Source organism: Paenibacillus sp. FSL R5-0517, assembly GCF_037974355.1.
Classification (GTDB): domain Bacteria; phylum Bacillota; class Bacilli; order Paenibacillales; family Paenibacillaceae; genus Paenibacillus.
This window is the reverse complement of the sequence record NZ_CP150235.1, coordinates 5,223,658-5,237,129: the sequence shown is the minus strand read 5'-3', so window position 1 is coordinate 5,237,129 and position 13,472 is coordinate 5,223,658. Positions and strand designations below refer to the sequence as shown.

At 47.1% G+C, this 13,472-nt stretch carries 8 protein-coding genes; 6 read left to right on the top strand and 2 right to left on the bottom strand.

The features are described 5' to 3' along the window. Positions 1 to 19: 19 nt before the first annotated feature. Both MKX40_RS23365 and MKX40_RS23360 read right to left on the bottom strand, forming a co-directional pair. A complete protein-coding gene (locus tag MKX40_RS23365; RefSeq protein WP_339236728.1) occupies positions 20 to 1,270 on the bottom strand; it encodes an MFS transporter in 1,251 nt (416 codons plus the stop codon). Positions 1,271 to 1,326: 56 nt separating this feature from the next. Continuing rightward, complete coding sequence (locus MKX40_RS23360) at positions 1,327 to 2,232, bottom strand: winged helix-turn-helix domain-containing protein (RefSeq protein WP_339236726.1); 906 nt, start codon at positions 2,230 to 2,232, stop codon at positions 1,327 to 1,329. A gap of 371 nt (positions 2,233 to 2,603) precedes the next feature. Between MKX40_RS23360 and MKX40_RS23355 the strand changes: the two genes are divergently transcribed. The 6 genes from MKX40_RS23355 to MKX40_RS23330 all read left to right on the top strand — a co-directional run bounded on the left by MKX40_RS23355 (position 2,604) and on the right by MKX40_RS23330 (position 13,458). Further along, on the top strand, positions 2,604 to 3,836 hold the full coding sequence (locus MKX40_RS23355) for an MFS transporter (RefSeq protein ID WP_339236723.1): 1,233 nt from the start codon (positions 2,604 to 2,606) through the stop codon (positions 3,834 to 3,836). Positions 3,837 to 3,880: 44 nt separating this feature from the next. Beyond that, on the top strand, positions 3,881 to 5,203 hold the full coding sequence (locus MKX40_RS23350; RefSeq protein ID WP_339236720.1) for an LLM class flavin-dependent oxidoreductase: 1,323 nt from the start codon (positions 3,881 to 3,883) through the stop codon (positions 5,201 to 5,203). Positions 5,204 to 5,335: 132 nt separating this feature from the next. Continuing rightward, complete coding sequence (locus MKX40_RS23345; protein ID WP_339236718.1) at positions 5,336 to 6,163, top strand: sugar phosphate isomerase/epimerase family protein; 828 nt, start codon at positions 5,336 to 5,338, stop codon at positions 6,161 to 6,163. Positions 6,164 to 6,342: 179 nt separating this feature from the next. After that, positions 6,343 to 7,833 carry a dockerin type I domain-containing protein gene (locus MKX40_RS23340; protein WP_339236716.1) on the top strand — a complete coding sequence of 497 codons (1,491 nt, stop codon included), beginning with the start codon at positions 6,343 to 6,345 and terminating at the stop codon, positions 7,831 to 7,833. A 21-nt stretch (positions 7,834 to 7,854) separates the two neighbouring features. Then, positions 7,855 to 10,236: an S-layer homology domain-containing protein gene (locus tag MKX40_RS23335; protein WP_339236713.1), complete on the top strand. Its 2,382-nt coding sequence runs from the start codon at positions 7,855 to 7,857 to the stop codon at positions 10,234 to 10,236. 189 nt (positions 10,237 to 10,425) lie between these two features. Further along, positions 10,426 to 13,458, top strand: a complete 3,033-nt coding sequence (locus tag MKX40_RS23330; RefSeq protein WP_339236711.1) for a histidine kinase — start codon at positions 10,426 to 10,428, stop codon at positions 13,456 to 13,458. Positions 13,459 to 13,472 lie beyond the last annotated feature (14 nt).

Sequence of the window (13,472 nt, the reverse complement as noted above, 5' to 3'; positions counted from 1 at the left end):
GACGGCGCTTTTAGTGTTATTAACTGCTTGTAGTATGAACTTTATTGGATGGCTGATGTAGTAGAGTATCGAGATCGCCATTCAAATCTTTCAGGTTCGGGAGAAATGAGGCAGCTATCGAACAGATGAAAGGAAGAAGACCTAAAGACAGAAATAGGAAGGGAAGGCCATAGACTTCTGCAACCGCTGCACCTGCAAAAGCGCCTACGGGCTGTAATCCTCCACTAATCAGGAATCGTATTGAATTAACCCGGCCTTGTAGAGAACTAGGCACAAGCGTACCATGTAACGAAGAGCTTAGAGAACTGAAGAAAGGCCCTGCTGCTCCTGCGGCACATAAGGCAATAAGTGCAAATGGGTAACTCGGAAATAGTCCCAACAAAGCGTTAAACAGCCCAATCGCAGCTAAGCTGCACAGCATGACCATGCGTCGTCTCTTGATTTCACCCATCCAAGAGATAATAGCTAGTCCTGCTAGTGTACCAAATGCAGAAGCGGTGGTCAGAGTGCCCATGGCTGCGGCATCCCGGTTCAACACTTCGCGGACAAAAGGAATCATCATGGTCCAGATGGCTATAGAGGACATATTGCTGATCGAAACCATAACCATAATCGAGAACATGGCTGGGAATCGCCGATAAAAAGAGAAGCCCTCTCCAATATCTCGGATATAAGCTTTGCGAGAAAAAGATGCTTGAGCTGCTGGTTTCTGCATTGTGGGCAGATAGAGCAGTGTGGTGATGGCTGCAATGTAGCAAATAGCATTGATGCCAAGTGTCGGTAACGCTCCGGATGCAGCCGTTAGAGCTCCCGCAAAGGCTGGTCCCAGCAAAGCAGCGGCATTTCGACAGCCGTCGATCACTGCGAATGCCCGCAGCAGTTTGTGTTTACCAGCTACGCCAGGTACAACAGCCATGGCCGTTGGCATAAATAGGGAGGAGCAAGTTCCGCTAAGTGATGCAGCGAGAAATAGATGCCAAAGTTGTAATTGGCCCGCAATACCCATACTTAGTGGCAACAAAAGAGCCAGCAATCGTACTGTAGCCAGTCCAGCCATGAACCGTCCACGATGCAGTCGGTCGGACAGCGGTGATCCAAGTAGCCGGAAAGCTACCTCGGGAATGCTGAAGCTTATTGCCATAGCACCCATGGCTAGCTTAGAGGCAGTTAATTCATAAACAAGCCATTCCATGGCCAAAAGACCAAATACATCACCGAGAGAACTAAGAGTAACAGTAGCCAATAAACCGTAGTAACTTCGCTTCAGCATTATGATTCCTCCGTATGATAGAATAGTGCAATTTGTGGTGAAGGAAATGCATGAATTCAACCTTCAATATAAGCTCCAATCTGCAGTGGAAGGTTGTTCAGAGCTTCCAAGCGCAGGCTATATTCGGTGTTTTTGAAATCATAATGCACGATAATCAGACCGGCTGCTCGTAAGGCTATTAGATGGTAATGCACCGTGCTCTTGGACAGTCCAACCTCACGGACAATTTCAGTGAAGGTCAGCTGTTTACCAGCCAGTAGTCGTAAGATGAACAGTCTGGTTTCATCGGACAGGGCCCGCGTTAGACGAAGTAACCCAGGGTCTGGTCGTCCCGGTTCTGTTGGCAGAATATCGCAAGAATAATTAGTAAAGATCATCTCGTCAAAGATCACTGAGGTGACAAATGGACGTGCATGATATTGAGGGATGAGGATTATTTGTTTTAGCGTATCGTTGGGATATATCCTCATGCCCTGTGTAGCTTGTTCGTATACTTCTTGGTTATTTGTCCCGTTCAGACCGGAACGTCTCGATTCAGCTTCCAAAAAGAGTCCCTCAATAATTGCCGGATCAATCTGCCCAAAATACTGAGCATCCCATTCTCGTAGCACTTCGGATGTCCGACTGCGCAATTCGGGCAGATTGGAGGGGACAGATAACTTAAAGCGAGCGGCGATGTCATACAATTGGCCTGAGGACAAATCTTCAAGCCAATTCAAAAAGTGATTCACCGAACGTTCCCCTGAACAGCTCCATATATATGGCGCAAGGCTGAAATTGTCTGTGGCTTTCATCGTATCTCGCATTTGTTGAAGTTTGGCTGGTGAGAATTGATCCTGTACATCACGAACCCATCGCTTCCCGGCATCCAGGTTAGTATGATTTTGTTTACCCATAAAAGCGCTCAGGGTGCTTACGCATTCATAAATTGGTGCAAAATCAACTTCTACTGTGTAGTTCATAAGAGTTTAGTTCCTTTCTGTATCGAGTTCTATATTTATAGAACAGATTATTTATTTTATATTATACGAACGTACTTGTTGTTTCAACATAAATTTCCCATGTTCGTACGAACTACCTTCATTCCACAAAAACGTTACACCAGAAGGGGAAGTGAAAAACATACCACTTAACGAGAGGATTTTGTTTACGCCGATGATGTGAAAGTCCGTGGGTGTTCCCGAAAATCCACACGAAACAAAGGAAGAGCCCATTCATTTAATTCTTGAATGGGTCTATTGAACTTTTCTATTATACTTTCCGATGACGTTACCCTAATATGGATAATAACCTACTTTTTATATAGGAATTATATAGTATGGAGAATGCCAAGATGCCACAATGGAAGCGAAATCTGTATATTCTGTGGTTCGGCCTGTTTTTCAATCATATGGCGTACTCGCTGTCCGTTCCGTTCTTTCCTATATTCCTGCAAAATGATCTCGGTATCCAGAGCGGCCTGGAGGCTTGGTCCGGTATTTCGATCTCCATCAGCTTTCTGATCAGTGGATTATGCGCACCCTTTTGGGGATCACTGGCTGATAAATATGGTAGTAAACTGATGCTCGTCCGCTCAGGAGTTGGGCTAGGCATTGCACATCTGGCTAACTTCTTTGTTTACGATCCATATACGTTTATCGCAGTGAGGGTCTTTCAGGGTCTTATGGCTGGTTTTCATCCCGCCTCGATTACACTGATCGGCACCAATACTCCGGAGAAACATGTGGGTTACGCACTTGGCGTGATTTCCACGGCCAGCGCTGCGGGCGGAATTCTTGGTCCTCTTGCTGGTGGTGTGTTGAGTCACTGGATTGGACTGCGAGGATGCTTCATTGCATCGGCTGTGATTACATTGATCGCGGCTCTAATGGTCCTGGGTGTTAAGGAGTCACGACAAGCTCGTACAATCGTTCCGACGAAGATCATAGGGGACTTGAAAAGAGCAGCTTCCACACCCGGTCTGATGCGGATCTACGGTCTGATTCTACTGGTTTCAACGTCTGTACTCATCATTGAACCGGTGCTGACACTCTATGTCGTCCAGATTGGAGGAGATATCGGCAGTGCAACACTTAGTGCGGGCATTGTCTTCTCGGCGATTGGTGTGGCAACCGTTATTATGGGACCGCGATGGGGGAAGATTGGTGGCAGAATCGGATACGAGAAAACGCTGTTTATCGGTCTGATTGGCGGCGGAATTGGCAGTCTGCTGCAAATGACAGCAACGAATCTGATTTATTTTGGCAGCCTGCGATTCGTCTATGGTCTGTTCTTTGCCGCGGTCTATCCGGCGCTTAATGCGCTGATTATCAAGTATGCTGACCATGATTTTCGTGGGAGGGCTGTCAGCCTGAGTCAGACGGCGAGCCAGTTCGGTATTGTACTCGGACCGTTAATCGCTGGTTTTCTGGGTGGCTGGATCGGCATTCCGTTTATTTTTCTATTCACTGGGATTGTATTGCTGGGAGCGGCTTGGGCAGTCAGGGTTAGTGATGTGAAACAGGCAAGCAAACCCGGATTAAGCATGACAACAGCAGAAGCGGGCGGAAACAGCATAAAGAAATGACAAAACGACGCAACAAAATTGAGAGATAATAGGGAGGAATATATATGTCGCAACGACAATTGAAATTGGGAGCTAATCTGAACGGAGTGGGTAACAGTATCTCCTTTTGGCGTCATCCGGATATTCCCATTAATGCAAGCGTTAGTCTGGAATTCTACAAGAAGCAGGTGCGTATCGCGGAAAAAGGGAAGTTCGATCTGCTCTTTATTGCAGATGGCCTCTTCATCAATGAGAAGTCCAATCCTCATTTTCTCAATCGCTTTGAACCTCTGACACTTCTGTCCGCACTCGCCGGGGCCACTTCCCATATTGGGCTGGTTGCTACATTGTCTACTTCCTATAGTGAACCGTTCACGGTTGCGCGGCAATTTGCTTCGCTGGATCAATTGAGCGGCGGGAGGGCTGGATGGAACGTGGTTACTTCACCTTTGGAAGGATCGGCACAGAACTTTGGCAAAGGCGAACATCCAAACCATGCGCTGCGCTACGAAATTGCGGAAGAACATCTGAATGTGGTCAAAGGTCTCTGGGATTCCTGGGAGGACGATGCCTTTGTTGGGGACAAGGAACAGGGCGTATTCTTCGATCCTGCCAAGCTGCATACGCTGAATCACAAAGGAAAGCACTTCACCGTACAGGGCCCCCTGAATGTGGGGCGTTCGAAGCAGGGTCATCCGGTGGTTTTCCAAGCAGGGTCATCCGAATCTGGTAAAGATCTGGCTGCCCGCTCGGCGGATGCTGTCTATACAGGACATGAGACGCTGGAGGAAGCAAGGGAGTTCTACCGGGATGTGAAGGCAAGAGCAGTGGCGTATGGACGTCAGGTAACGGATATCCTGATCTTCCCGGGCATCGGCCCCATTGTGGGGAGAACAGTGGAAGAGGCTGAGCGGAAGTATCAGGAGATTGCCGAACTGGTGAGCATAGATCAGGCGCTGAATTATCTGGGACGTTACTTCGATCATTACGACTTCTCCCAGTTCCCGTTGGACGAACCTTTCCCCGAGATTGGGGAGATCGGCAGCAACAGCTTCCGCAGTACAACAGATAAGATCAAGCAGCAGGCACGGGAACAGGGTCTGACCCTGCGCCAAGTAGCATTGTTAGCATCTACCCCGCGTACATCGTTCATTGGTACACCGGATCAGATCGCAGATCAGATTCAGGCATGGTTTGAAGGCGAGGCGGCAGACGGATTCAATGTTCGTACTGTGGTGCCCAATGGCTTGGAAGATTTCGTGGAGCTAGTTGTTCCGGTTCTGCAAAAACGAGGGCTGTTCCGCACGGAGTATGAGCATGAGACGCTAAGGGAGAATCTGGGACTTGAGATTCCGCGTAACCGGTATACGTTAGAAAGTGTAAGATAGAAAAGATAGAGCGGTAATGACGTTAATTTAACGTGTTGCCGCTCTTTTTGATGGTTTCTTTTTGAGAGAGTACTGTTATTATAAAATGATAAACAAGCTGTAATTCCAGACGAGTCACAGGAGGAGATTGGGATGATTAGAGGGTTAACGAATGCGGGACTGGGCAACATCGAGTCTGATGAACAATATATCACTGGCGCGGCCAAGTATGGTTTCGGATCTGTAGATTTGAATCCGCTCTCATTGATTGAAACGTATGGCAAGGAGCGGGCGCAACATCTGCTGGATAGCAATCAGGTCATTATCGGTTCATCGGGTCTGACGGTGGAGTGGCGGACAACAGATGAGCAATTCCGTGAGGGATTACAATCGTTGGTTGCCATGGCTGAAGCTTCTGCTTCGCTGGACTGTTACAACTGTTGCACGTATATTTTACCATCAACAGATCAGCCAGCAGCGCAATTTATGGCGGCAGCTACGAAACGTTTGAGACTCTGCGCAGATATTCTGGACGCTTACGGGATTAAGTTAGGGCTGGAGTTTGTTGGTTGCCATCACTTGCGGACGCAATGGAAGAATCCGTTTATCTGGCGTGTGGAAGATACGCTGGACTGGATTGAAACCATTCATGCGCCTAACGTAGGCTTGCTTGTAGATTCCTATCACTGGCATACGAATGGTTTACCGATGGAAGATCTGTTGAAGCTGAAGAAAGAGCAGATTGTTCATGTGCATATCAATGATGCCTATGATTTGCCGATCGAGCAATTGAAGGACGGAGAACGCTTGTATCCTGGGGAAGGTGTAATAGATCTGAAAGGTTTTCTGAGAAATCTGAAGGTTATTGGCTACAACGGTGTCGTGGCTCAGGAGGTGTTGGCACCTGCATCGCATCTTGGTACGAATGAACTATTTGCCAAGTCGAAGGCTGGGTTCGATAAGGTGTTTGCAGATTTCTAATTCATGCTGAGGGAAAAGGAATGAAAGAGAACGACTGGATTAAACGGGCATCCGTTTGGTCTGGTCGTTTTTTGGTATGCCTGTATTCGATATCCAAACATGTTTCTGTTCAGTGATTGTTAAGAGCTACTTGTTATATTGATAATGAACATAATCAGAAGTTTTAAGGAGGAGACGGTTTGAGTCTACACACTAAAAGGGGTGCAAGAGTCAACAGAAAACGATGGAGTGTGCTTGCTCTTGTCATTACATTACTCATAAGCGTGGGTTTCCCATCTTCATCGGCCATGGCTGCAACAGAGCCCCTTTCTTTAAATCGACCTACAGATATTAAGTTGTACAAGACGGCTGATGGCGAAACAGAAATGTTGATCGCAGATAGCGGTAACAATCGGGTTATTCGCGCTACACCGGAAGGCGAAGTGCTGTCGACGATAGAGGTCAATCAGGTGACGGCCGTTACGATGGGGAACGATGGATTAATCTATGCAGCCGAATCAGGTGCAGCCTTACAGATCCATGTTTTTAACCCGGATGGTACAGAAAACGCGCCACCGATTGAATTAAAAAATAAACAATGGATGAGTTTGGGTCAAGTTGAAGGTCAGCAATGGTATATTCGCAATGTCATCAGATTTAAACAGTTCAACAAAGAAGCTATAGCTGTAATTTATAACCAGATCAGCGTGGCGAATGATGCTACACAGAAAAACACTAAATTTGCCTATGGTTACCTGGAAAACTCGGTAGGTGGAAATGTTGGTGCTTTAAATGAATATTCCAGTGCAATCTCCGGTATTAACGAGGCTGGACAAAATTATGGGTATACCCATAGTCATGGTATATTTATGCCCCCTTTACTTAGTATACAGAATACAACTGACAAGCTTGCAAATCTGACACTGGATTTGGTAAACAAACGTTTGTACGTTGTGAGCGAGAATAAAATTATGCGGACTGATTATGAAGGCCCTAATACTCCTATCCTGGGTAACTGGTTTAGCGGAACGGAGATGTACCCGATTGACATTAAAAACCAGATCAGTGTTGATCCGGAAGGCGAAGTGTATATGGCAGATACTGCGAGAGACCGGATTGTCGTATTCAGTGCAGACGGTACTTCTGCTCGTCCTCTAGTTCTGAGTCAGGATAATACCCCTAAACCGGTTGTAGGTACATTTGCCAAAACGGTTGTAAATGGGCTCCCAATCACTTTTACATCCACAGATTTTGACAGTAATTATGCAGATCCAGGGAACCTGCTTATAACGGATATTCGTATCACATCTCTGCCTGACAGCGGTAAATTACAGTTGAATGGCGTTGATGTGGTGGCTAATCAGATTATTCCTGTAGCTGAATTAAGTACGTTGAGTTTTATTCCACCTTCTACTTTTACTGGTTTTAAGACTTCATTTGGTTGGCAGGCCAAGAATGGAGTTGTTTTTTCTGATAGCGCGGATGTAACGATCATGCTTCGAATCAAAGGGGATGCCAATGGAGATGGCGTAATTACACCAGCCGATGCGTTATTGGTCAATAAATATATTAAAGGCTTAATTACATTAACACCTGGTCAGATTGAAGCGTTGGACATGAATGATGATGGTGTACTCGATGCGAAGGATTCAGCGCTGATTATGGGCGTTTACTTGGGAATTAATTCATAATATTAGAAGGGAGTGACTATCTTGCCAAACCAAAAGGGGTATTTAATTTCTGTAAAATCCAAACGATCCATGAAGGCGCTTCTGACTATGCTGCTCACGGTTTCCATGATCTTTTCGTGGCTTCCTCAGGCACAGGCCAGTGTAGATCCTGTCATTCATATCGGAGAAGTATCTGGCAAACCAGGAGATATCGTCGAAGTGCCTGTGTCTTATGATTCGAAAGGCTCAGCATTTGCTTTTTATCACTCTGAGCTGTCCTTTGCCTACGATTCAGCTGTGCTTGAACTCGTGGAAGGGGACGAGGTTGTAAACCAGCAGGCTTATGAAAAATATCAGGGATTAAATTTAACCAAAGATACCTCTGCTTCCGGTTACATTGAAGTGTCTATGATGACTCAACAATTCATCGATGAATCTACGGAGTTGTATTCCCTTCATTTTAAGATTAAGGAAAATGCGGTTATCGGTCCAAGCTTAGTAACCCTGCAAACGGGCGTATGGACAGGGGATATTGATCCGGTTCAAGTGACCGGGCAAGTTGGACAAGTCATTGTGCTTGAAGATGTAAAGCCAGTCGGGAATGGAACTGTTGGCATTGGATCAGCACAAGGAAAAGCAGGTGAAAAGGTAACGCTATCGGTCGATACGGTGTCACTTGATCAACCAATCGGCTCTTACGGGGTACGATTGAAGTTCAATCCCGCAGCCATGCGGGTTACTGATGTTACAGGTAACAGAACGGGAATACAGTATAACGTGAATAATGAAACAGGATCACTCATCGTAGGCTGGAGTGATGAGGATGGTGGGCTCAGTCCCATTCCGGCATCCGAGAGCCCGCAGGAGTTGTTTAACATCGAATTCACGATGGCTTCCGATGTTATTGCAGGAGAGTATCCGGTCCAGGTTGTCGACACGGCCCTGCCTGAACACTTTACGGTGACGGATGCTGATGCAATTGAGATGAACAAGCAGATTGTACCAGGCAAAATCACAGTCGTGGGCTCACCGGTTACACCAACAACCCCATCCAATCCGGGTTCGTCCGGTTCAGGAAGTTCATCCGGTGGTTCGTTAACACCATCACCGTCTGCAAGCACTTCCGAGAAGATTACCGTTAATGTGACCAATGAACGGAACACGAATGCCGTTGTTTCAGAAACGATTATTGAAAGAACAACAGGGGCAGATGGACGCAAAAAAGACGAGGTGAATCTGACGGCCGAGCAGACTTCTCGTGCAATTGAAACCCTGAAGAAGGCAGGTTCGACTATTGCCCGGATCATGATTCCGGATGAGAAGGACGAGGTATCTGAACTGAACGTGAAGCTGCCTGCCAAGTCTACTGCACTAATGGCAGACGAGAAGATGAATCTGTATATTGAAACGGATAACGCATCTCTGCAACTTCCGGCGAAATCTTTGCAAGGACTGGACTCGGACGTATTTTTCCACCTTGTTCCGATCAAGGATGCCGCAGGGCGTGAGGTAGTAGAGCAGCGAATTAAGAAGGATCCATTAATTGTAGAACAGCCAATCAATACCTCCGACTTCCGTTTAATAGGTCGTCCAATGACCATTGAGACAAATATGAGCAGTCGTCCGGTGACAGTAGTGCTACCGATCAGGGATACGAACCTGACACAGAAGGAACTGCACAAGCTGCAAGTATTTATTGAACATAGCGATGGGACCAAGGAACTCGTTAAGGGTAAACTTGTTAAGTTTAATGTAACAGACCAACCGGGAATTGAGTTTGAAGTCACCAAGTTCAGCACATTTTCCATTATTCTCATGAATGGCAGCCAATCCTCAGCGTACATTCAAGGTTATGCCGACGGTACATTCAGACCGAATCAGGCGGTTCAACGTGCCGAAATGGCTGCATTGCTATCTCGCGTATTACCTTCAGACAGCGAGGAAGCTACGCTCAGTTCATCGTATCGGGATATGCCTGTTGCGGAGTGGGCCCGCGATGCCATTACAAAGGCGACAGCAGCAGGTTATATGCGTGGTAATGCTGCGGGTGATTTCATGCCAGGGCGCTCTATCACACGTGCCGAGATGGCTGTCATCATCGAGCGGATTTTGACAATTCAAGAGTCAGCTGCCGATGTCAATACAGAAGCAACTGAAGCAACAGCAGCTTTGCCAAGCGAAGCTACGGATATTACACCGCACTGGGCCCGAGAGGCGGTTCAACATGTATTGGCAACGGGAGTCATGCGTGTGTCGCAAGACGGAGCATTCCGCCCGAACGATGCTGTGACGCGAGCAGAGGCCGTCACGTTGCTGAATCGTTTGGTGAAGATCGAGCCTGATCTGTCCGGTGCATCGAGATGGAAGGATGTATCTGCAGATCACTGGGCTTACGGCGCGATTCAGGCTGCATCCCAGAATTAAAAAGTAGATTGCTGATCCTGCTTGTCCCTGTCTTCAGTTGGGGAAGAGCAGGATCAGATGAAATCCAGGAGGCATCTGCGGATGCCTTTTTTTCATCGTTATATGGTAGTTATCAAAAAGGATGGACAGCTTCAGGTGCGAGTGGGAAAATAACGCTATGCAAGATAGACGTTTACTGGAGAAAGAGAGATGACAGTCATCAGAACGGATCGATTTATGTTAGGGATCGGACTCATGACCCTGCTGCTTGCGCTAGTGGTAACATGGCAGATCTCAGGTGGACACGAAAAGCCCGTGGCCAGACAGGGCATTCTGGACTTGGCGGGTATGAAGTGGACGAGCCAATCCGTCATTCCACTGGATGGAGAGTGGGAGTTCTATCCGGAACAGTTGCTCTCCCCACAGCAGATTCATAGTATGCATGATAAACCTGTCATGATGCAAGTGCCAGGTAATTGGGACGACGAGAGAAACAACCAGGGCTATCCGATGAAAGGCAAAAGTTATGGAACCTACCGCTTGATTGTGCAAAACGTGCCGCAAGGTGAGCTGCTGGCCATTGCCAAACGTTATGTTCGTTTTGCAGATGCAATGTATGTGGATGGCAAGTTGATGAGTCGTTCCGGTCAGCCGGGAACCTCTGCCACCTCGTACGTCCCGCGCAATGAACCTTATACGATCTATTTTCACCCTGAACGTACAGAGATTGAAGTTGTGCTGCAAGTAGCCAATTTTGATTTCCGCAGTGGTGGCATCTATAACTCAATGGATCTGGGACCAGGCAGTTACATGGAAACAAGAACGATCATTCAATCCGGACTTGAGCTATTAATTATAGGGATTGTGGTAATTTTTGGATTGTTGTTTCTGTATCTGTATATCCGTCTGCATCGGGATGGAAATCAGCTGTTGTATGCGCTGTTCTTCATCGGTTTTGCATTGACGGTTGTGACTAACGGGGAGCGTTTGCTGTTACAGTTGCTGCCGGACATTCCTTTTGAGTTGGCGTATAAATTGAAATACATGTCGGTATACGGAGTGTCTGTGATTGTCAGCATGATTACCTGGAGACTTACTCCCGATCTCGCGCCCGTGTTAAAAAGGTGGCTTCAGGTACCCAGCATGGTACTGACTGTCTATCTGGCATTTATTGCGCTGGCACCATTTCGTGTCTATTCCTATATTCAGGAGAGTATGTACGCTATTAATCTGTGTGCCTATGCAGTGGCTTTCATGGTTATTATACATCAGTATGTTCGGGCAAGGTACGGTAACCGGAGTCGGTCCCAGGCGCAATTGCTTATCATCTGCATCTGGCTTATGCTGATCAACTATGTGCTTGGAATCATTGTGACATGGTACCCGATCAGTCAGGTGCTGCTGAACTGTACAACGCTTGTGATTTTGTGTGCCTTTGCCATGTTGCTGATCTATCAATACACACAGGCATATGATTCGATGCAGCAACTTACGCATCAACTTCAACTGTCGGACAAAGCCAAGGATGAGTTCTTGCTTCTGACTTCGCATGAGTTAAATTCGCCGCTCCATAGCATTATTCATCTGTCCCGCTCCCTTCTCACAACGTCACTGAGACGCACCAATGAATTGGAAATTCAGGGCAAGCTTCAGCTTATTCGCAATACGGCGTACCGAATGTCCAATCTGGTCAATGATCTGATTGATATATCACGATTCAGGGATGGCAGCATAAAACTCTCCATGGGAAGCGTTGATCTGGTATCCTGCCTTTCACTGGTTACGGAAGTGCTGGGATTTTTGGCTTCTGGCAAAGGAATTGTTATGATTCGCAGACTGGAGCCTGAAGCACGTTATGTCATAGCGGATGAGAGTCGGCTGCTGCAAGTGCTGTATAACCTGGTCTACCACATGATGGGACAACATCATAATGGGAAGCTGGTACTGGCGTGCGAAAGGCATCTGGATCATGTGCGAATTACTCTTTATCTGGAAGCTGATTCGGATTGGAGTACTCTGCAAAGTCAGGGTGCAGACCCTGTTCTACAGCAAGGGGATGAGATTGCTGCGGGGGTTGCTGTTGCAGCGGAAATGGTCAGTGCAATGAGAGGGAAACTCGTGGTAAACGATGAAGCAGCATCAATCATGATTGAGCTTCCTCACGCAGTTAGCACCAACAAGCCCGATTTGGCCGAGGTAGCCGCAACGCAGGAGACTGATGTGAAGGAGGAGAAAAAGGTGGGAAGCGTGATTTCAGCCCACGTATTAATTGCGACATCTGATCTTGTGGATATGGAACAATTGAATACATTGCTTGCTACAGAAGGCTTTCATCTGAGCTTCGCTGACTCTGATGTCAAGGTTCGGACTGCTCTGGCTGGTGGGAAGTTGCCCGATCTTGTGATTGTCGACGCGATGTTGCCTGAGGTGACCGGGTATGAGCTGTGCAAGCAGGTACGGATGGAGTTCAGTCAGGTAGATTTACCAATTCTGTTTATTAACATGCGCAGTACACCAGCAGATATTGAGGCATGCATTCAGGCCGGCGGTAATGATTTTATTACCCGTCCACTGGATGCTGGCGAAATTCTTGTCCGGATCCATACCTTGCTCGGCATGAAGCAACTGGTGAAAGAGGCGGCGAGTAACGAGATGGCCTTTTTGCGTTCACAGATCAAGCCGCATTTTCTGTATAATGCGTTGGGCACCATCATGTCGTTATGTTTTACGGATGGGCCGAGAGCCGGAGAATTGCTAGGCAGTTTCAGTCGTTATCTGCGTATACTCTTCCATCTGGATAACACGGAGGAGTTGATTCCGCTTAGTAAAGAGATGGAGTTAATTCGAGCCTATGTGGAGATAGAGCAGGAGCGATTCGGTTCACGGCTTCAGGTTAAACTGGACGTGGACAGCTCGTTATATTCCTGTAAAGTCATGCCGCTCCTGATTGAACCGCTGGTGGAAAACGCCATTCGGCATGGCGTATCCAAGAAGATTGACGGCGGAACCGTTCGCTTGACCATTCGAAGATATGAGGATAGCGTTCAAGTGGTGGTTGAGGATGATGGTGTGGGCATGTCTGGTAAGCAGGTTGCCTTTATTATGAATAGAAGTCATACAGAACAAGGTATTGGCCTGCAAAATGTACAGAGACGATTGAAACATATGAACGGACAAGCACCTGTGATTCAGAGTGAACAAGGTCTGGGCACCAAGGTTACCATTAAATTTCCATATCAATAATACAGAGGGGGAGA

Coding starts and splice junctions, on each gene's coding strand:
- MKX40_RS23350 (WP_339236720.1), top strand. CDS start 3,881: ATGTCGCAACGACAATTGAAATTGGGAGCTAATCTGAACGGAGTGGGT.
- MKX40_RS23355 (WP_339236723.1), top strand. CDS start 2,604: ATGCCACAATGGAAGCGAAATCTGTATATTCTGTGGTTCGGCCTGTTT.
- MKX40_RS23365 (WP_339236728.1), bottom strand. CDS start 1,270: ATGCTGAAGCGAAGTTACTACGGTTTATTGGCTACTGTTACTCTTAGT.
- MKX40_RS23330 (WP_339236711.1), top strand. CDS start 10,426: ATGACAGTCATCAGAACGGATCGATTTATGTTAGGGATCGGACTCATG.
- MKX40_RS23360 (WP_339236726.1), bottom strand. CDS start 2,232: ATGAACTACACAGTAGAAGTTGATTTTGCACCAATTTATGAATGCGTA.
- MKX40_RS23345 (WP_339236718.1), top strand. CDS start 5,336: ATGATTAGAGGGTTAACGAATGCGGGACTGGGCAACATCGAGTCTGAT.